At 68.0% G+C, this 20,839-nt stretch carries 19 protein-coding genes; 13 read left to right on the top strand and 6 right to left on the bottom strand.

Going from position 1 to position 20,839, the window contains the following annotated elements; genetic code table 11:
• Positions 1-78: 78 nt before the first annotated feature.
• Positions 79-681, bottom strand: a complete 603-nt coding sequence (locus tag WAE60_RS09645; RefSeq protein ID WP_029907584.1) for an RcnB family protein — start codon at positions 679-681, stop codon at positions 79-81.
• 122 nt (positions 682-803) lie between these two features.
• On the opposite strand from WAE60_RS09645, the gene WAE60_RS09640 reads away from it, so the two are divergent.
• A complete protein-coding gene (locus tag WAE60_RS09640) occupies positions 804-1,289 on the top strand; it encodes a tetratricopeptide repeat protein (RefSeq protein ID WP_029907582.1) in 486 nt (161 codons plus the stop codon).
• 42 nt (positions 1,290-1,331) lie between these two features.
• Here the strand turns inward: WAE60_RS09640 and WAE60_RS09635 are convergent, their stop codons facing one another.
• Positions 1,332-1,493, bottom strand: coding sequence for a JAB domain-containing protein (locus WAE60_RS09635; RefSeq protein WP_081916496.1), 162 nt, complete (start codon positions 1,491-1,493; stop codon positions 1,332-1,334).
• Positions 1,494-2,481: 988 nt separating this feature from the next.
• On the opposite strand from WAE60_RS09635, the gene WAE60_RS09630 reads away from it, so the two are divergent.
• The 4 genes from WAE60_RS09630 to WAE60_RS09615 all read left to right on the top strand — a co-directional run bounded on the left by WAE60_RS09630 (position 2,482) and on the right by WAE60_RS09615 (position 4,915).
• Positions 2,482-2,763: a hypothetical protein gene (locus WAE60_RS09630; RefSeq protein ID WP_156035563.1), complete on the top strand. Its 282-nt coding sequence runs from the start codon at positions 2,482-2,484 to the stop codon at positions 2,761-2,763.
• Between the two features lie 139 nt (positions 2,764-2,902).
• Positions 2,903-3,454 carry a hypothetical protein gene (locus WAE60_RS09625; protein ID WP_337685968.1) on the top strand — a complete coding sequence of 184 codons (552 nt, stop codon included), beginning with the start codon at positions 2,903-2,905 and terminating at the stop codon, positions 3,452-3,454.
• Between the two features lie 7 nt (positions 3,455-3,461).
• Positions 3,462-4,088: a hypothetical protein gene (locus WAE60_RS09620; protein ID WP_337685967.1), complete on the top strand. Its 627-nt coding sequence runs from the start codon at positions 3,462-3,464 to the stop codon at positions 4,086-4,088.
• Positions 4,085-4,915: a hypothetical protein gene (locus WAE60_RS09615; protein WP_337685965.1), complete on the top strand. Its 831-nt coding sequence runs from the start codon at positions 4,085-4,087 to the stop codon at positions 4,913-4,915. Before WAE60_RS09620 ends, WAE60_RS09615 begins: the two co-directional genes overlap by 4 nt.
• A 33-nt stretch (positions 4,916-4,948) precedes the next feature.
• On the opposite strand, the gene WAE60_RS09610 is transcribed toward WAE60_RS09615, so the two are convergent.
• Complete coding sequence (locus WAE60_RS09610; RefSeq protein ID WP_337685963.1) at positions 4,949-5,233, bottom strand: potassium channel family protein; 285 nt, start codon at positions 5,231-5,233, stop codon at positions 4,949-4,951.
• 181 nt (positions 5,234-5,414) lie between these two features.
• Complete coding sequence (locus WAE60_RS09605; protein ID WP_337685962.1) at positions 5,415-7,433, bottom strand: phytase; 2,019 nt, start codon at positions 7,431-7,433, stop codon at positions 5,415-5,417.
• A gap of 214 nt (positions 7,434-7,647) precedes the next feature.
• Here WAE60_RS09605 and WAE60_RS09600 point away from each other — a divergent pair, with 214 nt between their 5' ends.
• Positions 7,648-8,889, top strand: coding sequence for a histidine-type phosphatase (locus WAE60_RS09600; protein ID WP_337685961.1), 1,242 nt, complete (start codon positions 7,648-7,650; stop codon positions 8,887-8,889).
• 215 nt (positions 8,890-9,104) lie between these two features.
• Here WAE60_RS09600 and iolG (WAE60_RS09595) read toward each other — a convergent pair whose 3' ends face one another.
• Positions 9,105-10,091, bottom strand: coding sequence for an inositol 2-dehydrogenase (gene iolG / locus WAE60_RS09595; RefSeq protein WP_029907530.1), 987 nt, complete (start codon positions 10,089-10,091; stop codon positions 9,105-9,107).
• Between the two features lie 15 nt (positions 10,092-10,106).
• Positions 10,107-11,093 (bottom strand): inositol 2-dehydrogenase, encoded by a 987-nt coding sequence (gene iolG, locus WAE60_RS09590; protein ID WP_029907528.1) that lies wholly within the window; start codon positions 11,091-11,093, stop codon positions 10,107-10,109.
• Positions 11,094-11,262: 169 nt separating this feature from the next.
• On the opposite strand from iolG (WAE60_RS09590), the gene WAE60_RS09585 reads away from it, so the two are divergent.
• The 7 genes from WAE60_RS09585 (at position 11,263) to WAE60_RS09555 (ending at position 20,837) form a co-directional block, all read left to right on the top strand.
• Positions 11,263-12,150: a MurR/RpiR family transcriptional regulator gene (locus WAE60_RS09585; RefSeq protein WP_337685959.1), complete on the top strand. Its 888-nt coding sequence runs from the start codon at positions 11,263-11,265 to the stop codon at positions 12,148-12,150.
• Between the two features lie 114 nt (positions 12,151-12,264).
• On the top strand, positions 12,265-14,190 hold the full coding sequence (iolC, locus tag WAE60_RS09580) for a 5-dehydro-2-deoxygluconokinase (RefSeq protein WP_337685958.1): 1,926 nt from the start codon (positions 12,265-12,267) through the stop codon (positions 14,188-14,190).
• The gene (gene iolD, locus WAE60_RS09575; RefSeq protein ID WP_337685957.1) at positions 14,190-16,037 is read left to right on the top strand and encodes a 3D-(3,5/4)-trihydroxycyclohexane-1,2-dione acylhydrolase (decyclizing); all 1,848 of its coding nucleotides are present in this window, start codon (positions 14,190-14,192) and stop codon (positions 16,035-16,037) included. The genes iolC and iolD overlap by 1 nt, the downstream gene beginning before the upstream one ends.
• Before the next feature lie 6 nt (positions 16,038-16,043).
• Positions 16,044-16,943: a myo-inosose-2 dehydratase gene (iolE, locus tag WAE60_RS09570; RefSeq protein ID WP_337685956.1), complete on the top strand. Its 900-nt coding sequence runs from the start codon at positions 16,044-16,046 to the stop codon at positions 16,941-16,943.
• Positions 16,944-16,947: 4 nt separating this feature from the next.
• Positions 16,948-17,754 carry a 5-deoxy-glucuronate isomerase gene (gene iolB, locus WAE60_RS09565; RefSeq protein WP_337685954.1) on the top strand — a complete coding sequence of 269 codons (807 nt, stop codon included), beginning with the start codon at positions 16,948-16,950 and terminating at the stop codon, positions 17,752-17,754.
• Positions 17,755-17,780: 26 nt separating this feature from the next.
• Positions 17,781-19,277, top strand: coding sequence for a CoA-acylating methylmalonate-semialdehyde dehydrogenase (locus WAE60_RS09560; RefSeq protein ID WP_029907518.1), 1,497 nt, complete (start codon positions 17,781-17,783; stop codon positions 19,275-19,277).
• 213 nt (positions 19,278-19,490) lie between these two features.
• Positions 19,491-20,837 carry an MFS transporter gene (locus tag WAE60_RS09555; RefSeq protein ID WP_029907517.1) on the top strand — a complete coding sequence of 449 codons (1,347 nt, stop codon included), beginning with the start codon at positions 19,491-19,493 and terminating at the stop codon, positions 20,835-20,837.
• Positions 20,838-20,839: the final 2 nt, after the last annotated feature.

Raw genomic sequence — 20,839 nt, 5'->3', positions numbered from 1 at the left:
AGGCTCTTCCCCCAGCGGGGGAAGACGACCGCGAAGCGGTCCGTAGGGGGCAAGTGTTCGTCGCGCCGGACTCTAACCCTAGTAGAACGCGCCGTAGATGACGTCCGCGATCCGGCCGGTGCGGGTCTCGACCAGCAGCAGGTCGGGTCCGTAGCGCACCCATTGATAGCCCCACGGCGGCCCTTCCAGGCCCATGCGCCAGTAGTCGTCGTAATAGTAGGTCGGGGTCAGGAACAGCGACGGCAGCACCACGCCGATGCTCCAGCGGCGGTAGCGATAGCCCGACGGATAGCGCCAGCGCGGACCATGGACCGGACGGAAGCCGGGCGGACGGCCCGCGCCGGGGCGGTGCGGACCCACGGGGCCCGGCGGACGCGGCCCGGGGCCGGGATGGGGAGGGCGGTGACCGCCCGACGGCGGGCGGGGCGGGGGCTTGGGCGCGGGCGGTCTCGGGCCCGGTCCCTGACCCTGGCCGGGCGGTCGTCCTCCGCCGTTCCCGCCGCCGGGCGGGCGCGAGCCGCCGGAATTCCCGCCGCCGGGCGGATGACCGCCGCCGCCTGGTCCGCCTCCGCCGTGACCGCCGCCGGGTTTCCCGCCGCCGGGCGGTCCGCCCGATTGCGCGAGGGCCGCGCCTGGGACCAGCAGTCCCAGGGCCGAGGCGACGAAGAGGCGACGATCCATGCTCAAGCTCCCACTGCCGCTCGTTCCGAGCGTTCAGGCTTGAACGCTGCAAAGCGCTGCCGGTTCACGTCGGCGCCTCGTGAGCCGTTGGCGCGCTCCGGCCGCCATGCAAGAACAGGGTCATGGTGACGACGGACGCCCTGTTTCGAATTGGCGACGCCGCCGAGGAGGCGGGCGATTTCGATCTGGCGCTGCGTTCGTTCGAGCGTGGCTCGTCCCTCGGCTCGGCGGAGTGCCTCACCCGGCTGGCCTACCTGTATGACGAAGGGCTGGGGGTCGAGGTGGACAAGCCCCTCGCGATGAAACTCTATCGCCGCGCCTGGCGCCGCCACGGCTCGACGGGCGCGGCGAACAACATCGCTATCCTCTATCGCGAGCTTGGGCGCTACCAGGACATGTTCGGCTGGTTCCAGCGGGCGGCTCGAGGCGGCGACGACGGCGCGCAGCTGGATCTCGCGAAGTGCTATCTCGAAGGCGTGGGTGTCCGGAAGAACGTCCAGCTGGCCCTGCGATGCCTCGCGATCGCCGATGGCGGCGTCCACATCTCCGAGGATGAGCGGGACGAAGCGCGCGCCCTCCTGGCCGTGCTGGGCCCGCGCCTGGTCTGAAAGTCCGCAAGTCGCGCGAGGGTCCTGTCTTCGGACGCCGGGCTAGAACAGCCCCAGCGCCTTGAAGCTGGCCACGCCGTCGCGGCCGACCACCAGGTGGTCGTGGACGTTGATCTTCAGCGCCTTGCCGGCCTCGACGATCTGCTTGGTCATCTCGATGTCGGGCCGCGAGGGCGTGGGATCGCCGCTGGGATGGTTGTGCAGCAGTAATGCATAGTATTTAATTGTTTGATTCTGGTGGAATTTCTAAAAAACGGGAGTTAACTGATGTCGGTTATCGGGGATGTATTTCGCTCTTGCGTTCAGGAGGCGGGCCAAAATCACGGATTATCACGAGCATCCATGTTTGAAGTTGCGGATAATTTAGTTCGTGGGCGATGGCGAATGGTAGTCGATGGAGAATGGGCGACGGACCCAATGTGTCCTCGCCGCTAGATAGCTCCTCCGAAAGCAGAAAGGTCTTCGCGGCTGATGATGTCGTGACGATAACTCAAAAGCCTTCGAGGGACCCGGCGATCTCGGTCGTGGAGGCGGAGAAGCGACTGTCCACGACCGACGAACTAACGGTCGCCGTAGAGCCCGCGTCTCGCGAGTTATGCCCGGGGGCAGCGCGTGAGTAGATTCGAGGCGGAGGCCGACGATCGCCGCGTCCCTGTCCTTATTGCTCGGCTCTCTTCATCGGAGTCAATCTCGGGCAGTTGCGGGGCGGCCTGGGGTAGGCTGGGGGGGGGGCGGATGCGAGCGATCTGGCGGTACGAATCGTACCCGGGGCACCTATGCCCAAGTACGCCACCGTACCCCGGAGGTACGTTTTCACCGCATGTAGTCCGCCGCGAGCGGCGCGTTTTTGGTCCGCGCCAACAGCGCGACTGACACATGACTGGGTTCGGCGTTGAGGCAAGTCCCTAGTGCAAGTTCTGCGCAAGGCCTGGGGCTACTATCGATCTCGTCGGCCCTGTGATCCTTGGTGAAACGGAAGCCTTGCTCTCGCGCCGCATCGAGTCGCAAGTTTTACGGTCCGCACACCGCCCCTGAGCTTGGTCGCGCCCGTTGAAAACTTGACTGTGAGAGACGTCCGAAGCCTATGCGAACGCCGAAGCCAGGCGTGAGGTAGATCGTTGTGTCGCGGCGAGCGGGCATTTTGGCTTTGACGGTCGTCGTGGTCTCGCTTCAGCTGAATGGAACTTTAGCCATGGATCAGAAGCCCTTTCCAGATGGGTCAGGCGAGAAGAAAATGTCGGGTGAAGAGCTTGGATTTTCGCGCTGTAAGGTCATCGTAGAGCGATATTTGCACCACGCCCAAGCTAATCCGAAAAGCATTTCGTACAGCGCCAGTGCTGTGTGGGGAAATATAATTCGTATGACCTATATCCAGAAGGATGAATCTGGAGAAGGTTCAGAGATATCGTTTATGTGCTGGCAAAGGCCGGGGCAGGAGGTGGTGGAATCGCGCATCGACACTAGGCCGCAGTGATGCGAGAGCGAATTCCTATCTGACGTTCCAGAACGGCTTGTCGACGCCCCTATACGTTGAGGCAATCCCGACGGGCGTTGACAAGCGTGCATTCCCGAACGCTTCGCCCTAAGCTGCGCCGTATCCCGGGGAGGATGCGATGCGGATTGCGATCAATGAAGTCGTCGAAGCCTTTGGCGTGTTGTTCGTCAATTTGCTGGATCGCGACTTCGCCAAGTCGGCGGGGTTCGAACACTACTCGGAGAGCGAGCTGCTCCACATCGTGAGGGCGTTCCTGCTGGGTTGGTTTGGGAAGGTGGAGCCGGAGATCGCCAGCTCGTTGCCAGGCTGCGTGTCGAGCAGTGGGCGCATCGACTTTCGGGTCGGCGACGTCGCGGTCGAGCTGGCGGTTCGAAAGTACGGCGACAAGCACAAGCGCAAGCTGTGCGCCAAGGAAAATGAAACCGAGGTCAAGAAGCTGCTCCGGCATAACGGCCCGAGTCTGCTGGTCCTGTTCGACTTCTCGCGCACGCACCTGAGCGGCGAAGACTTGGAGGAATATCGCGTGCTGCCCTCGCTCGGGCGTGGGAATTGGCGGACCTCAGCCTTCCACGTCGCCTATTTCCATCGCGAGACCAAAACCGATGAGAAGGTCTACACCAAGATAATGGTCAGCCCGGCTGCAGCCAAGCGCGCCAAGCTGGCGGCTTAGTCCAGCCTTGGCCTTCTATGTTGAACTGAAGTCTTGGCAGGGCGCGATCGGATCGGTGCTGGGCTTCGTCGCGCTTTTCCTCGGCGCCCTGTGGAACGCCCGGCTGAACCGGTTGCGGGACGATCGCCTGCGTCAAGCGGAGGTCGCGGCCGTCGCCGCGGCGATCTACGGCGAGCTAATCTTGGTCCGGGTCGCGCTTGCTCGTTTGGCCAGGGTCCACGCACGCGTGGATCTCGACCGGGAGAGCAACGTCGACCAAGACTTGGTCGACGATCTGCGGTTGCCCGATCCCGCGCTCTATCGGGCCTTGGCGTCGAAGATCGGCATGCTGCCGGCGGACGTGGTCGTAGCCGTCGTGACGTTCCACGCAAACGCCCACGACGCCCAGGCATTTTCCGCAAAGATGATCCCGGACGACAAACGAGGCTACACATATGGCGCGTGTCACGTCGTTCAGCCAGCGATGGACGGTGTTCGCGGGATCGAAGCGGCGCTTCGGCGGCTTGAAGTTATCGCGGGCCTGCCGGCGGCAGACACTACCGTAGACACCGGCGACGCCGATTTGGTCCTTGAGATAGAGGAGGACCAGCGCGCCTATGCACGGGCCGAGGCTATGGCGAAGTTTTCAACATGAGCGGCGATCGACACAGCCGTGGCGTCGGTCGGGATCTGGCCATCGCCTTTCTCGGCGCTTCCATTGGCGTACTGGTAGCGGTTGGACTTGGCCTGGGTTTCGACTGGACCGCGGAGGGATGGATCTACAAGTTCCAGACCTTGATCACGGGGGGCATAGCCATCCTGGCGGCGTTCATCGGCGCCTTCTTCGTCCAGAAGCAAGTCGTGCTCGCTCGGGCCCAGGTCGTCCTGACACGAGAGCAGGAGGAGGAACGGCTCGCGCGGGCTTTCGACGCGTCGTGGGGCTTGCTCCCGCACACCTTGAGTGCCGTCTACGTCTACTGCGAAGAGTGCTTGGCCTATTATCAGGCGCTGATCGCCGCGCAACAAAGGGACGAGGGGGAGGGGGGCGGTGCCGACTTGCGACTTCCCGTCCTCGCGAGCGAGGCCATTCCACAGCTTCGCGACGCAGTCGCCGCCTCGCCGAGGGAAGTTCGGCCGTTTTTGCGGCTGTTCCTGCGCGAACTTCAGGTGCAGGCCACCAGGGTCGCCGGCTTTGGCCCGCGCGGGACGATGCGGCCTTCTGGCCGCACCACCGTGGAAAACTTCATGGCTCGAGTGGCGGCGGTCTACGCCCTCTGTGACGCCTTCCTGGGATATGCCGACTGGGAGGTGGCGACCCCCGACATGCGTGTCTCGCCAGAACGGATCCGTCAGTTGCTGGCGCGCCGGAGCGTCACGCCGGAACATTATCCGACCGCCCACCGGGACGCCGAGGCGATTTCCAAGAGCCTTGCTCGAGACTTCGATGGGGAGGGAGGGCGGCTGCGAAGCCAGAAGCCTTAGGCCTGATCTTCCCTATCAGCGCCGCCGCGACGACTATGCAGTCGGCGTCTGTGGGCGCATGAGTTTTTCGAACGAGGCAATGAGGACGGCGATGAAGATCGCCGTGAACAACGACCCGTTCAGCGCCTCAGCGTCCGCGAAGAGCCGGGCGAGCGGAGCGACGGCGGTGATGTCGTCATAGCCAAGAGTCGTCCAGGTCACGTTTGAGAAGTAGAGGCTCGATGCAAAGTCGTGGACCGACCGGACGGGCGTGAGCGCATTATCGCGTAAGCCGATGAGCGCGTAGAGACGTGCGTAGATCACGATCGCTGTGGCCACTACTTCATCGGAGGCGGGGGCTGTTCAATGGACTGTCCGACTTGCGGGACGCATGTCGATCCCGCGTTACCAGCCTCAACGGGCTGTCCCAGAGGTCGTCTTGCTGGAGGTGCGCCAAGGTCCACTCCTGGCGCATATCGGCGTGACCGCCTGTAGCGGCGCCATGCCGATCTTGCTCGGCTCAGTTCAGCCCCAGCTTCCGGGGGATCGTGGACCACGGGACCAGCTTGAAGTTCTGGTTCTCGGGCGGGGAGACGTTGCGGCCGTCCTGGGCGACGAAGGCGCCGCCTTCCAGGCCCGCGCCCAGCGAGGCGCTGGTGACGTCCAGGCCGTCCGTCTCGGATATGCCGTCGATGCCGGTCGCGCCGTCGGCGATCACGGCGAAGCTGCCGACATAGGCGTTGTCGCCCTCACGCCGGAACAGGGCGTAGCTGTTGTTGCCTTGGCTGGAGACCACCAGATAGCCCTTGCCGCCGGCCTGGGCGTACAGGCCCACGCCTTCCAGGTCGTCCTTGAGGGCGGGATTGTCGGCCACGCGGGCGACGGCCTTGCGGGCCGTGCCCGTGGCCGGCTCGGCGCCCAGCTTCCACAGCGCGACGTCCTCCTCGGCGACATACAGCGCGCCGGTCTCGTCGTCGGCGACGCAGCCTTCGGTCTGGGTGTCGAACTTCACGTCGCGCACGGCTTCGGCGCGGACCTTGCCGGCCGGGGTGGCGACCAGCTTCCACTGACGGACCAGGCCGTCGGGATCGCTGATGAACACGAAGGTCGCGCCCTTCCTGTTGCGGTACATGCACAGGCCGTAGGGATCCGATAGGCCGGTGGCCTGGACGCCGTCGGCGACGCTGGTCAGCTGCCGGGTGTCCGGGTCGATCGTGTAGATCGCGATGGCCTTGTGCGTCCGGTCGCTGGCCGTGACCAGGGTGACGCTCTTGCCGCCCAGCTTGAAGCCGTGGCGCAGGTCGACATTGTTCATCTTGCCGTCGGGCAGGTACTGCAGCGGCTTGCCCGCCAGATCGTAGACCAGCAGGCCGCCCTTCTTGTCGGTGGCGATGATGGCGCTTTTGTCGGGATCGGTCGGGTGAACATAGATGGCCGGGTCGTCGGCCGCGTCGCCGCCGTGCTCGACCGGCTGGGTCTCGATGGTGGCCGTCACCAGGGCCAGCTTGCTGGGCGCGACCGTCGGCGCGTCGGCGCCGGGCGAGACGTTCAGGGCGGCGGCGACGTCCTTCCACGACAGCACCTGGGTGTTGGCCCCGGCCTTGCGATCGTCGGTGACCAGCAGGGCGCCGGCCGGAAGGCCCGGGCCGACGGGCGCGCGCAGGCCGAACAGGCCCGACGGGCCTTGCAGCACGTCCGCGCCATTGGCCTGGATGCGGAAGGCGCCCAGGAAGCGGTCGTCGGCGTTGCGGTCATAGACATTGTAGTCGCCGGCGTCGGCGTTGGCGGCCACCAGGTAGTTTCCCCCCGCGCCGCCGTTCAGGACAGCCAGCCCGCCGACCTCGCCCTTGATGCGGCCCAGGCGGTTGATGTCGACCACGGTCGCCACGGCCTCGGCCTCGGGATCGGCGTCGTAGCGCCAGATGCCGACCGCCTGCTGGGCGACATACAGCGTGCCGGCGGCGTCGTCGGCGACGCAGTACTTGGCCTCGGACGACAGGTGCAGGCGGCGCACGATGCGGCCGTCCAGCTTGCCGTCGGCGGCCTGGAAGAGCAGCCACTGGTCCAACTGGCCCTCGCCGCCCAGGGTGAAGGCGTAGAGCGCGCCGTCGCGGGCGCTTCTGTGCAGGCACAGGCCTTCGCCGGCGTAGCCCAGGGTCAGGGGGCGGGCGTCGAGGCTGGCGGCGGTCCCGCCGGCGAAGTCGTAGCGCGACAGGCGCAGGCGGCCGTCCTTGCGGTCCAGCACCGCGATCAGGTCGCCGCGCACGTCGACGCCGTAGGTCTCGCCGCCGGCCAGGGCCGAGCGCCGCTGGCCGTCCAGGCCGTAGAACTCCAGCCCGCCCAACTCGCCGGTGGCGGCGATGACGCTTTTGGCCGGATCGGCGGCGTTGTAGAGCAGGGCGGAGGCGTTGGCGCCGCCCTGAGCGGTCGGGACGGTCGCGCCGACCGGGGCCACCCCGGCGGTCTGGGCCAGGGCCGGGGCGGCGATCAGCAGGGCCAGGACGCTGGCGGCGGCGAAGGTGGTGCGGCGATGGATCATGTGGTCCCCCTGATGTCGCATCTGTGTCGTGCGACCTGGCTAGAGCGGTCGCCCTGACGCCCCGCTGACGAAATCGGGCTGGGCGACAAAAATTGCACTAAAAATTCTAACTGAGTTGCAAAATAGAATATCCATTCGTACAACTCGGTCAACAAGCAAGCCGCCGACCGTGAGCGGCGAGGGAGGCGTTATGGCGAGACTTCGATACGCACTGATGACGGCCGCGATGATCGCCGCGCCCCTAGCCGCGGCCATGGTCACGAGCCCGGCGGCCGCCGCCTCGAACGGCGGTCCGACCGGCGATCTGAAGCTGGACCGCATGGTCATGGTCATGCGCCACAGCGTCCGCCCGCCGACCAAGTCGCCCGCCACGCCGGAAGGCACGACCGCCCAGCCCTGGTCGACCTGGACCACGCCGTTCGGCGAGCTGACGCCGCATGGGATCGAAGGCGCGCGGCTGATGGGCGCCTATAACCGCACCTTCCTGGGCGCGCGCGGCCTGATCCCGCGCGACGGCTGCGCGCCCAAGGGCGAGATCGTGGTCTGGGCCAGCGGCAAGTCGCGCGCCATCAAAACCGCCGAGTCGTTCGTCGAGGGCCTGCAGCCGGGCTGCGGCATCGTGGTCGACCATCCCGAGACCGAGGACAACGACCCGGTCTTCCATCCGGCCGAGGGCATCGACGGCGACATCGCGCTGAAGGCCGCCCAGCGGCAGAAGCCCGGCGTCGCCGCCGAGGCGCGCGTCCACGCGGCGGACTTCGCGGTGCTGCAACGCGTGCTGGGCTGCGATCCGACCACCAAGGCCGGCTGCGACATCGCCAAGCGTCCGTCCGAGCTGAAGGGCAACAAGGGCGACAGTCCCGACCTGGAAGGCGCGCTGTCGATCGCCTCGACCGGCGGCCAGACCGTCCTGCTGGAATATGTCGAGGGCAAGCCGATGGACCAGGTCGGCTGGGGCCGCGCCTCCAAGGCCGACATCCACGCCATGCTTCGCTTCCATCCGGTGAAGTTCAACTACGAGGTCGGCGCGCCCTACATCGCCGAACGCTACGCCGCCCCGATCGCCAAGCGTCTGCTGTCGGCCCTGAACGGCGAGGCCGATACCGGCCGCCTGACCCTGCTGGTCGGCCACGACACCAACATCGCCGCGCTGCGCGGCTTCTTCGGCGCCCACTTCACCGCCGCCGACTATCCCCGGGACGATCCGCCCCCCGGCGGCGCCATGGGCTTCGAGCTGCTGAAGGACAGCGGCGGCCACGCCTTCGTCCGCGCCTTCTACACGGCCCAGAGCATGGACCAGCTGCGCGAGCTGCAGCCGCTGACCGCCAGCAATCCGCCGGCCTTCTCGTACTTCCCGATCCCCGGCTGCGGCGTGAAGGGCGACGCCACGGTGTGCCCGCTGGAGACCTTCCAGAAGATCGTCGGCGGCAAGCTGGCCAATCCGGCGAAGAACTGAACCAACCTGCTAGGTGAGACTGGAAGCGGCGGCCTTCGCGAGAGGGCCGCCGTTCTTTTTGCGTCCTTCTCCCCTTGCGGGAGAAGGTGGCCCGAAGGGCCGGATGAAGGGTCTCTCAAACGCCGGACGAAGAAGGGGCCGCGCGGCTTTCGCCGGTGCGACCCCTCATCCGTCGGCCTTCGGCCGCCACCTTCTCCCGCAGGGGGAGAAGGGTCTTACAGCTTCACGACCTGTCCGGTCTTCGCCGACTGGCCCGCCGCCTCGGCCAGGGCCAGGGCCTCGACGCCGTCGACATAGCCGACCGACGGCAGTTCATCCCCGCGCAGGATCCCCGCGAAGTGCGCCATCTCGCGGCGGTAGGCCTCGGCGTAGCGGTCGAGGAAGAAGTTCTGGAAACTGTCGCTGGCCGCGCCGGCCTCGCCCCAGACGCTGACGGTGCTTTCCATGACATTGTCGGCCCGCACCAGGCCCTTGGCGCCGAAGGCCTCGATGCGCTGGTCGTAGCCGTAGCCGCTGCGACGGCTGTTGCTGATGACGCAGATCTTGCCCGAGGCCGTGCGCAGCAAGATCTTGGCGGTGTCGACGTCGCCGGCCTCGCCGATGGCCGGATCGACCAGGCAGCTGGCGGCGGCGAACACCTCGACGACCGGCTCGTCCAGCAGCCAGCGGGCCATGTCGAAGTCGTGGATGGCCATGTCCTTGAACAGGCCGCCCGACACCTTGACGTACGACACCGGCGGCGGGGCCGGGTCGTGGCTGGTGATGTGCACCGTCTCCAGCGCGCCCACGACGCCGCCGGCCAGCCGGGCCTTCAGGCCCTGGAAGTTGGGATCGAAGCGGCGGTTGAAGCCGAGGAACAGCTTGACGTCCTTGCCGCCCAGCAGCCCTTGCGCCGAGCGCGCGCGGGCCAGGTCCAGGTCGATCGGCTTCTCGCAGAACACCGCCTTGCCCGCCGCCACGGCCTTCAGGCAGTAGTCGAGGTGGGTGTCGGTCGAGCTGGCGACGATGACGCCGGCGACGGCCGGATCGTTCAGGGCGGTGTCGAGGTCGGTGACGCTCGCGCCGGTGTCCGCCGCCAGGCTGTCGGCCGCCGCGGCGACCGGGTCGACCACGTATTTCAGGCGCAGGCCGGGCTGGCCGCCGACGTTCTTGGCGTGGATGCGGCCGATGCGGCCGGCGCCCAAAATGGCGATGTCGTGCATGGGAACCTCGATACTCTAGAGTCGGACAGGGGCGCCGGTCGCCGCCGAGCGGGCGGCGGCTTCGGCGAGTTCCAGGGAGGCGACGCTGGCCGCGAAGCCGGTCTCCGGCGCGGCCTTGCCTTCCAGGACATCGGCGAAATGATCCATCTCGGCGGCATAGGCGCCGGCGTAGCGGTCGATGAAGGCGTAGGGGAACTTGTCGGCCTGGGCGCCGGCCTCGCCCCACACCGACACGGCGGTGTTGGTCAGGTTGTCGACCCGCGCCGCGCCCTTCGAGCCGAAGGCCTCGATGCGCTGGTCGTAGCCGTAGCCGCTGCGGCGGCTGTTGCTGATCATGCACAGGCGGCCCGAAGCGGTGGTCAGCACGACCTTGGCGGTGTCGACGTCGCCCAGGCGGCCGATCTCCGGATCGATCAGGCAGCTGGCCCAGGCGAACACCTGGACCGGCCGCTCGCCCATCAGCCAGGGCGCCAGGTCGAAGTCGTGGATGGTGAAGTCCTTGAACAGGCCGCCGCTGGTCGGGATGAAGGCCGGGGGCGGCGTGGCCGGGTCGTGGTTGACGATGTGCAGGCTCTCCAGCTGGCCGATCGCGCCGCTGTCGATCCTGGCCTTCAGGGCCTGGTAGTGCGGGTCGAAGCGCCGGTTGAAGGCCACGAACAGCTTGCCCTCGGCTTTCTCGAGTTCGCCCGAGGCGGCCAGCAGGCGGGCCAGGTCCAGGTCCAGCGGCTTTTCGCAGAAGACGACCTTGCCCGCGCGCAGGGCGTCCAGGGCGTTGTCGAGATGGGCGTCGGTCGAGCTGGCGACGATGATCCCCTTGATGTCCGGATCGGCCAGAACCGCGTCGAAGCTGGCCAGTCGCGCGCCCAGCGCCTGGGCCAGGGGGCCGGCGACCTCGGGGCGGGGATCGACCAGGGCGACGAGGTCGAGGCGGGGATTGGCGGCGGCGTTGCGGGCGTGGATCGCCCCCATCCTGCCCGCGCCCAGCTGAGCCACCTTGATCATGTTCGTCACTCCCCGATCGGCGGCTCTCCGGGGCCGCGTTCCATTGTGCTGTAATATGGAACAAAAATTCCTTCCAGATGGAAAGTGGAATGCGGCGATGAATCTGGTGCGTTTGTGTTCGGGCGCGGAACGGATATTCTAATTCTAGAGCGATCATATCGAGGGACCGATGGACGAAGCGACCCCGGCGTTGGAAACGGCGCCGAAGACGGCCGAGGAGCTGCGCGCGGCGATTCTCGAGCGCTACGACTCGCTGAGCAAGCGCCTGCAGCAGATCGCCCGCTATGTGCTGGACGAGCCCAACGAGATGGCGCTGGAGACCCTGGCGGTGATCTCCGAGCGCTGCGGCGTGCAGCCGTCGGCCATCGTCCGGTTCGCCAAGACGTTCGGCTATCCCGGCGCCAGCCAGATGCAGCGGCTGTTCCGCGACGGCCTGCTGTCGGGCCACGCGGCCCTGGGATACGGCGAGCGCGTGCGCCACTTCAACGAGGCGGTCGCCAAGAAGCCCGAGGGCGGGGCCGACGTGCTGGCCGAGTTCGTCGAGGGCAACACCCTGGCCCTGCAGAACCTGGCCCAGACGGTCAGCGAGGCTGACATGGCCCAGGCGGTGAAGATGATCGACAAGGCCGAGACGGTCTATGTGGTCGGCTTCCGGCGCTCGTTCCCGGTGGCCTCGTACCTGGCCTATTCGCTGCAGCAGGTGAACAAGCGCACCCTGTTCATCGACGGCGTGGCGGGCCTGACCAAGCAGCAGGTCCAGACCATCGGCCCCAAGGACGTGCTGATCGCCGTCAGCTACCACCCCTATGCGGAAGAGACGATCCAGGCGGTCGAGATGGCGGCGGCGCGCGGCGCGGCCATCCTGTCGATCAGCGACAGCCTGGTCAGCCCGATCGCCAAGCCGGCGGCGCTGGTGCTGCACGTGCGCGAATCGGAGGTGCGGACCTTCCGCTCGCTGGCCGCCTCTATCTGCCTGGCCCAGGCCCTGGTCATCGGATTCGCGTTCGAGAGTTCGCGCGCCAAGGGACGCTCGGCCAAGACCGCCAAGCCTGGCTGAACGGCCTGTTCCATTTTGCCCTCAAAATGAAATGGATATTGCAAGCGTTCCAGAGTTAGAATATGCGTTACATATCGCCGGTGAGCAGCCGGCTCCAAGTGACGTGGAACTGGCATGGCGCAGGACGCTAAAATTCTCGATCTGATCGCCGTGGGCCGTTCCAGCGTGGATCTCTACGGCCAGCAGATCGGCGGCCGGCTGGAGGACATGGCCTCCTTCGCCAAGTACCTGGGCGGCAGCCCGACCAACACCGCTTCGGGCGGGGCGCGCCTGGGCCTGAAGACCGGCCTGCTGACGCGGGTCGGCGCCGACCACATGGGCCGGTTCATCCGCGAACAGCTGGCCCGCGAGGGCGTCGACGTGGCCGGGGTGCTGACCGACGCCGAGCGCCTGACCGCCCTGGTCGTCCTGGGCATCCGCGACCGCGACACCTTTCCGCTGATCTTCTATCGCGAGAACTGCGCCGACATGGCGCTGGAGGCCGGCGACGTCGACGAGGCCTGGTTCGCCCGGGCCGGCGCCGTGTTGATCAACGGCACGCACCTGTCCCAGCCCAACGTCTACGCGGCCAGCCTGAAGGCGGCCAAGGCGGTCAAGGCGGCCGGCGGCCGGGTGGCTTTCGACATCGACTACCGCCCCGTGCTGTGGGGCCTGACCGGCAAGGACGCCGGCGAGAACCGCTTCGTCGCCAACCTGGACGTCACCCGCAAGCTGCAGGAGGTCCTGGCCCTCTGCGACCTGATCGTCGGCACCGAGGAAGAGATCCACATCCTGGGCGGCACGACCGACACCATCGCCGCCCTGCGCGCCATCCGCGAGCGGTCCGACGCCCTGCTGGTCTGCAAGCGCGGTCCGGACGGTTGCGTGGCCTTCCCGGACGCCGTTCCCGATACGCTGGACGAAGGCGTCAGCGCCCGCGGCTTCCGGGTCGAGGTGTTCAACGTGCTGGGAGCGGGGGACGCCTTCATGGCCGGCTTCCTGCGCGGCTGGCTGCGCGGCGAGCCGGTCGAGACCTGCTGCGAGTGGGGCAACGCCTGCGGGGCCATCGTCGTCTCGCGCCACGGCTGCGCTCCGGCCATGCCGACCTGGATCGAGCTGGAGCAGTTCCTGGGCGAGCGCGAGCGGCCGTTCCGCCTGCGCGAGGACGCCGACCTGGAGCACACCCACTGGGCCACCACCCGCGAGGGGGTGCACGACGAACTGACGGTGCTGGCCATGGACCATCGCAGCCAGTTTGAGGACCTGATCGCCGAGACCGGCGGCGACGCCGCGCGCATCCCGCACTTCAAGACCCTGGCCCTGCGCGCCGTCGAGGCGGTGGCGGGCGGCGACGATCGCTTCGGCGTGCTGCTGGACGGCCGCTTCGGCTTCGACGCCCTGGCCCAGGCGGCCGATCGCCCCTACTGGATCGGTCGCCCGATCGAGCTGCCCAAGTCGCGGCCGCTGGAATTCGAGAGCTCGGCCGACGTGGCCACCGAACTGGCCGAATGGCCGCTGAACCACGTGGTCAAGTGCCTGGTCTTCTATCATCCCGACGATGAGATCGCGCTGCGCGAGCGCCAGGAACGCCAGCTGCTCCGGCTGTTCGACGCCTGCCGCAAGACCCGCCACGAGCTGCTGGTCGAGGTGATCCTGCCAAAGGGCATGGACACCGACTCCCACACCGTGGCCCGCGCCATTCGCCGGCTCTACGCCATCGGCGTGCGCCCCGACTGGTGGAAGCTGGAGCCCGTCGCCGACCCCGCCGCCTGGCGCGAGATCGAGAGCGCGGTCAACGAGAACGACCCGTTGTGCCGCGGCGTGGTGCTGCTGGGCCTGTCCGCCCCCGAGGCCGAACTGCTGGCCTCGTTCGAGGTCGCCGCGCGCTTCCCGATCATCAAGGGCTTCGCCGTCGGCCGGACCATCTTCTACGATGTGGCCCGCGACTGGCTGAGCGACCGTCTCGACGACGACGCGGCCGTGCGGGCGCTGGCCGGCAAGCTGACGGTCCTGGTCGAAGCCTGGCGCCGAGCGCGCGCCGCTGGGGAGAAGGCCGCGTAATGGCTACTGTTCGTCTCACCGCCGCCCAGGCGACCGTCCGCTGGCTGAGCCGGCAACATGTCGAGACCCGCCAGGGCGTCGTCCCGTACTTCGCCGGGGTCTGGGCGATCTTCGGCCACGGCAATGTCGCCGGCCTGGGCGAAGCCCTGCATGGCGTCCGCGACGTGCTGCCCACCTGGCGGGCCCACAACGAGCAGGGCATGGCCCATGCCGCCATCGCCTACGCCAAGCAGTCGCGGCGCGAGCGGGCCATGGTCTGCACCAGCTCGATCGGCCCGGGCGCGACCAACATGGTCACCGCCGCCGCCCTGGCGCACGTGAACCGCCTGCCTGTGCTGTTCCTGCCCGGCGACGTCTACGCCAGCCGCCGGCCCGATCCGGTGCTGCAGCAGGTCGAGGACTTCGGCGACGGCACGATCAGCGCCAACGACTGCTTCAAGCCGGTGTCGCGCTATTTCGACCGCATCGTCCGGCCCGAGCAGATCCTCGACTGCCTGCCGCGCGCCCTGGCCACCATGCTGGATCCGGCGACCTGCGGACCCGCGACCCTGGCCTTCTGCCAGGACGTCCAGGCCGAGGCCTTCGACTATCCGGAAGCCTTCTTCTCCAAGCGCGTCTGGCGCATCCGCGCGCCGCAGCCGGACCCGCGCGAGCTGGACGATCTGGTCGCCCTGATCAAGGCCGCCAAGACGCCGCTGATCGTGGCCGGGGGCGGGGTGCTGTACGCCCGCGCCGAGGCGGCCCTGGCGGCCCTGGCCTTCGACACCGGCGTGCCGGTGGCCGAGACGCAGGGCGGCAAGGGCGCGCTGGTCTGGGATCATCCGTGCAACCTGGGCAGCGTCGGCGTCACCGGCTCGTCGGCCGCCAACGCCGCCGCCGAGGCGGCCGACCTGATCGTCGGGATCGGCACGCGGCTGCAAGACTTCACCACCGGCTCGCGGGCGCTGTTCGGCGCGCCGGGCCGTAAGCTGGTGCAGGTCAATGTCGCGCCGCACGACGCCCACAAGCACGGCGCGGTCAGCGTGGTCGGCGACGCCGGCGCGGTGATCTCCGCCCTGGCCGAGCGGCTGGACGGCTGGAAGGCCCCGGCCGCCTGGATGGACGAGAGCGTGGGACGCGTTGCCGGCTGGAACGCCATCTTCGACGCCGCCACGGCGCCGGACGAGCGCGCCCTGCCGACCGACGCCCAGGTGCTGGGCGCGGTGTCGCGCGCGGCGTCCGACGATGCGGTGGTGGTCTGCGCGGCCGGCGGCCTTCCCGGCGAGCTGCACAAGCTCTGGCGCACCAAGCAGCCTGGCGGCTATCACGTCGAATATGGCTTCTCGTGCATGGGCTACGAGATCGCCGGCGCGGTGGGCGTGAAGATGGCCGCGCCGGACCGCGAGGTCCACGTTATGGTCGGCGACGGCAGCTATCTGATGCTCAATTCCGAGCTGGCCACCTCGGTCATGCTGGGGACCAAGCTGATCGTCACGGTGCTCGACAACCGCGGCTATGGCTGCATCAACCGCCTGCAGGCCGCGACCGGCGGCGCGCCGTTCAACAACCTGCTGGCCGACACGGTCCACCAGACCTTGCCCGACATTGACTTCGCCGCCCATGCCGCCAGCCTGGGCGCGCGTTCGGAGAAGGTCGCCAATCTCGCGGCGCTGGGGGCGGCGCTGCAACGCGCCAAGGCCAGCGACCGTAGCTATGTCGTGGTGATCGACACCGACCCGATGCCGACCACCGAGAGCGGCGGCGCGTGGTGGGACGTGGCGGTGCCCGAGGTCTCGATGCGCCCCACGGTGAACGCGGCCCGCGAAACTTACGAAAACAAGATCAAGCAACAGCGTACGGGAGACTAGACGCCCATGACCATCCGTTTCGGCGTGAGCCCCATCGCCTGGATCAACGACGACATGCCCGAGCTGGGCGGCGACACGCCGCTGGCCAGCGTACTGGCCGACTGCCAGGCGATCGGCTTCGAAGGTGTCGAGCTGGGCGGGGTGTTCCCGCGCGATCCAGCGGTGCTGAAGCCGCTGCTCGACAGTTACGGCCTGTCGCTGGTCGGCGGCTGGTACAGCGGCAATCTTCTAGTTCAGTCGGCCGACGAGGAAATCGCCGCCCTGCAAAAGCACCTGGCCTTGCTCAAGGCCATGGGCAGCACCGTCTTCGTCCACGCCGAGACCAGCAACGCCATCCACGGCGACAAGTCCAAGGCCCTGTCGGCCACGCCGCGCCTCGACGCCGAGGGCTGGAAGGAGTTCGGCGCGCGCCTGACCAAAGTGGCCGACTACATCGCCTCGCAAGGCCTGAAGTTTGCCTACCACCATCACCTGGGCACCGTGGTCGAGCGGCCCGAGGACCTGGAAGCCTTCCTGGCCAACACCGGTCCCTCAGTGGGCCTGACCGTCGACACTGGCCATGCGGCCCTGGGCGGCCTGGACCCGGTGTCGATGATCCGCAGCTATCCGCACCGCGTCGCCCACGTGCACTGCAAGGACATCCGCAGCGAGGTGTTCCGCAAGGTGATCTCGCGCGGCGGCGGCAGCTTCCTGGACGGCGTTCTGGCCGGCATGTTCACCGTGCCGGGCGACGGTTACCTGGACTACGGCGCGGTGATGCAGGCCCTGGCCGAGATCAATTACTCGGGCTGGATCATCGTCGAGGCCGAACAGGATCCGGCCATCGCCAACCCGCGCGAATACGGCGAGATCGGCCTGGCGACCCTCAAGAGGGAAGCCGCAGCGGCGGGCCTGAAGGCGGCGTGAGGTCATGACCAACCTTCTCGTCCGTCCCCATGCGCCCGACGCCTCGGGCTCGGTGCTGGAAGTCACGCCGCAAAGCGCCGGCTGGACCCATGTCGGCTTCGAGGTCGTCACGCTGGAGCCCGGCCAGCGGTTCGAGGGCGGCGACGCCGCGCGCGAGACCTGCCTGGTCGTGATGAGCGGCAAGGCGGCGGTGACCGTGGCCGACAAGGCGTTCGGCGAGATCGGCGGCCGCGCCAGCGTGTTCGAGGACGCTGCCCCCGGCGCGGTCTACGCCCCGGCCGGCGCGGCGTTCAGCGTCACGGCGGTCACGCCGGTGGAGCTGGCCCTGTGCTCGGCGCCGGCCAAGCCCGGCCTGCCGCCCCGCCTGATCGCGGCCGGCGACATGCCGCGCGAGGCACGGGGGCAGGGGACCAACGTCCGGCACGTCCGCAACATCCTGCCCGAGACCGCGCCGGCCGAAGGCCTGCTGGTGGTCGAGGTCATCACCCCCGGCGGCCATTGGTCCAGCTATCCGCCGCACAAGCACGACACGGCGACCGACGGCGAGGAGACCGCGCTGGAGGAGACCTACTATCATCGCCTGAACCCGCCGCAGGGCTTCGCCTTTCAGCGCGTCTACACCGACGATCGCAGCCTGGACGAGACGCTCTGCGTGCAGGACGGCGACGTGGTGATGGTGCCGCGCGGCTACCACCCGGTCGGGGCCCCGCACGGCTACGACCTCTACTACCTCAACGTCATGGCCGGCCCGCACAGGAAGTGGATCTTCCGCAACGACCCGGCCCACGACTGGATCGCCCGCAAGAGCTGATCCGGTCTCCCAAGGAAGGACGACCCATGCGTAGCATTCCCCATTTCGTCGGCGGTCGCGCCGTCGAAGGCGCCTCCGGCCGCTTCGGCGACGTCTTCGATCCCAACACCGGCCAGGTCCAGGCCCGCGTCGCCCTGGCGACCAAGGGCGAGCTGGACGCGGCCGTCGCCAACGCCGCCGCCGCCCAGCCGGCCTGGGCCGCGACCAATCCCCAGCGCCGCGCGCGGGTGATGTTCGAGTTCGTGCGCCTGCTGAACGCCAACATGGACGAGCTGGCCCACCTGCTGTCGTCCGAGCACGGCAAGGTCATCGCCGACGCCAAGGGCGACATCATGCGCGGCCTGGAGGTGATCGAATTCGCCTGCGGGATCCCGCACCTGCTGAAGGGCGAATACACCCAGGGCGCCGGGCCGGGCATCGACGTCTATTCGATGCGCCAGCCGCTGGGCGTGGTGGCGGGCATCACCCCGTTCAACTTCCCGGCCATGATCCCGATGTGGATGATGGGACCGGCCATCGCCAGCGGCAACGCCTTCATCCTCAAGCCGTCCGAGCGCGATCCGTCGGTGCCGGTGCGCCTGGCCGAGCTGCTGCTCGAGGCCGGCCTGCCGCCGGGGATCCTCAACGTCGTACACGGCGACAAGGACTGCGTCGAGGCCATCCTCGACCATCCGACCATCAAGGCCGTCAGCTTCGTCGGCAGCTCCGACATCGCCCAGTCGGTGTTCTCGCGGGCCGGCGCCAACGGCAAGCGGGTGCAGGCCATGGGCGGGGCCAAGAACCACGGGATCGTCCTGCCCGACGCCGACCTCGACCAGGCGGTGGCCGACATCATCGGCGCCGCCTACGGCTCGGCCGGCGAGCGCTGCATGGCCCTGCCGGTGGTCACGCCCGTCGGCGAGAAGACCGCCGTCGCCCTGCGCGAGAAGCTGGTCGCGGCGATCGGCGGGCTTCGGGTCGGGATCAGCACCGACAAGGACGCCCACTACGGCCCCGTGGTCAGCGCCGCCCACAAGGCGCGGATCGAAAGCTACATCCAGATGGGCGTCGACGAGGGCTCGGAGCTGGTGGTCGACGGCCGCGGCTTCACCCTGCAAGGCCACGAGGACGGCTTCTTCGTCGGCCCGACCCTGTTCGACCACGTCAAGCCGAGCATGCGATCGTACCAGGACGAGATCTTCGGCCCGGTGCTGCAGATCGTCCGCGCCGAGAGCCTGGCCGAGGCCATCCAGCTGCCCTCGCGCCACCCGTACGGCAACGGCGTGGCGATCTTCACCCGCAACGGCGACGCCGCTCGCGAATTCGCCGACCAGGTCGAGATCGGCATGGTCGGGATCAACGTGCCGATCCCCGTGCCGGTGGCCTATCACAGCTTCGGGGGCTGGAAGCGCTCGGGCTTCGGCGACCTCAATCAGTACGGCCTGGACGGCGTGCGGTTCTACACCCGCACCAAGACCGTGACCCAGCGCTGGCCCAAGGGCGGCGCCGTGCTGGACCAGAGCTTCGTCATTCCGACGATGTGACTTCGGGCTCCTCCCCCGGACGGAAGCGCTCCTGCGTGCGCTGAACTGGGCCTCGAACCTCACGGGTTCGGGGCCTTCTTTTTGGGTGTTCCAAATCGTTCTCGAAGTAGAAAAAATCTTCCATTCAAAATCGAAATGAAATAGTCTGTTCGAATGAAGGTCGATGACGACGCCGCTCGAAGCGTCGCGGGGGACCGGGGAGACGATCCGCACATGAGCGCCTTGCTGAAGTTCTTCGCGCCCGGTCCCGACGCGCCGCTGCTCGGCGACAAGGGCATGATCGACACGCTCTACAAGCGCCATCGCTTCCGGATCATGGTGGCGATCACGCTCGGCTACGGACTGTCCTACACCTGCCGCCTGGCCCTGGGCATGGTCAAGAAGCCGCTGATCGACGCCGGCGTGTTCTCGCCCACCGAGCTGGGCCTGATCGGCTCGGCCCTGTTCTACACCTACGCCTTCGGCAAGCTGACCAACGGCTTCCTGGCCGACCACGCCAACATGAAGCGCTTCTTCGCCTTCAGCGTGCTGATCTCGGCGATCGCCAACATCGGCATGGGCTTCTCGACCACCGTGGCGCTGTCGGCGGTGCTGTGGGGCCTGAACGGCTGGTTCCAGAGCTTCGGCGCGCCGGCCGGCGTGGTGTCGATGACCCAGTGGTTCTCCAACCGCGAGCGCGGCCGCTACTACGGCATCTGGAGCACCGCCCATTCGATCGGCGAGGGCCTGACCTTCGTGGCGGTCGGCGGCGTCGTGGGCGCCTTCGGCTGGCGCTACGGTTTCTGGGCCCCGGCCTTCGTCGGGATCCTGGTGGCGATCGGCAGCTACTTCCTGATCCAGGACCGCCCCCGCACCCTGGGCCTGCCGCCGGTCGCGGACTGGCGCAACGATCACTGGCAGGCCGAGAAGGCCAAGTCGGCGGCCGGCAGCACCTTCAAGACCCAGCTGCAGATCCTGAAGATCCCCGCGGTCTGGGCCCTGGCCCTGTCGTCGGCCCTGATCTACGTGACCCGCTACGCGATCAACAGCTGGGGCGTGCTCTATCTGCAGGAGGCGCGGGGCTATTCCCTGGCCCAGGCCGGCGGCATGCTGATGATCAGCACCCTGGCCGGGATCTTCGGCGCCATCGGCTACGGCTTCATCTCGGACAAGCTGTTCAACGCCCGCCGTCCGCCGGCCAACCTGCTGTTCGGCCTGATGGAGCTGGCGGGGCTGGCCATCATCTTCTACGGCCCCAACACCTATCCGGTGCTGATCGCCGGCATGGTCCTGTTCGGCCTGGGCATGACCGCGCTGGTCACCTCGCTGGGCGGTCTGTTCGCCACCGACATCTGCCCCAAGCGGGTGGCCGGCGCGGCCATGGGCCTGATCGGCGTGTTCAGCTACATCGGCGCCGCCATCCAGGAGCAGGTCAGCGGCGCCCTGATCGACAAGGGCATGCGCGTCGTCGACGGCGTGCGCCACTACGACTTCGGACCGGCCATCCTGTTCTGGATCGGCGCGTCGGTCCTGTCCCTGACCCTCGCCACCAGCCTGTGGCGCACGAAACTGAGAGATTGAGC

Origin of the sequence: Caulobacter sp. CCG-8, assembly GCF_037402475.1 — a bacterium.
GTDB lineage: Bacteria > Pseudomonadota > Alphaproteobacteria > Caulobacterales > Caulobacteraceae > Caulobacter.
Note: the sequence above shows the minus strand (reverse complement) of the source record. Positions and strands in the feature narration are given on the sequence as shown.

Coding starts and splice junctions, on each gene's coding strand:
- WAE60_RS09645 (WP_029907584.1), bottom strand. CDS start 681: ATGGATCGTCGCCTCTTCGTCGCCTCGGCCCTGGGACTGCTGGTCCCA.
- WAE60_RS09640 (WP_029907582.1), top strand. CDS start 804: ATGGTGACGACGGACGCCCTGTTTCGAATTGGCGACGCCGCCGAGGAG.
- WAE60_RS09630 (WP_156035563.1), top strand. CDS start 2,482: ATGGATCAGAAGCCCTTTCCAGATGGGTCAGGCGAGAAGAAAATGTCG.
- WAE60_RS09625 (WP_337685968.1), top strand. CDS start 2,903: ATGCGGATTGCGATCAATGAAGTCGTCGAAGCCTTTGGCGTGTTGTTC.
- WAE60_RS09615 (WP_337685965.1), top strand. CDS start 4,085: ATGAGCGGCGATCGACACAGCCGTGGCGTCGGTCGGGATCTGGCCATC.
- WAE60_RS09605 (WP_337685962.1), bottom strand. CDS start 7,433: ATGATCCATCGCCGCACCACCTTCGCCGCCGCCAGCGTCCTGGCCCTG.
- WAE60_RS09600 (WP_337685961.1), top strand. CDS start 7,648: ATGACGGCCGCGATGATCGCCGCGCCCCTAGCCGCGGCCATGGTCACG.
- iolG (WP_029907530.1), bottom strand. CDS start 10,091: ATGCACGACATCGCCATTTTGGGCGCCGGCCGCATCGGCCGCATCCAC.
- iolG (WP_029907528.1), bottom strand. CDS start 11,093: ATGATCAAGGTGGCTCAGCTGGGCGCGGGCAGGATGGGGGCGATCCAC.
- WAE60_RS09585 (WP_337685959.1), top strand. CDS start 11,263: ATGGACGAAGCGACCCCGGCGTTGGAAACGGCGCCGAAGACGGCCGAG.
- iolC (WP_337685958.1), top strand. CDS start 12,265: ATGGCGCAGGACGCTAAAATTCTCGATCTGATCGCCGTGGGCCGTTCC.
- iolD (WP_337685957.1), top strand. CDS start 14,190: ATGGCTACTGTTCGTCTCACCGCCGCCCAGGCGACCGTCCGCTGGCTG.
- iolE (WP_337685956.1), top strand. CDS start 16,044: ATGACCATCCGTTTCGGCGTGAGCCCCATCGCCTGGATCAACGACGAC.
- iolB (WP_337685954.1), top strand. CDS start 16,948: ATGACCAACCTTCTCGTCCGTCCCCATGCGCCCGACGCCTCGGGCTCG.
- WAE60_RS09560 (WP_029907518.1), top strand. CDS start 17,781: ATGCGTAGCATTCCCCATTTCGTCGGCGGTCGCGCCGTCGAAGGCGCC.
- WAE60_RS09555 (WP_029907517.1), top strand. CDS start 19,491: ATGAGCGCCTTGCTGAAGTTCTTCGCGCCCGGTCCCGACGCGCCGCTG.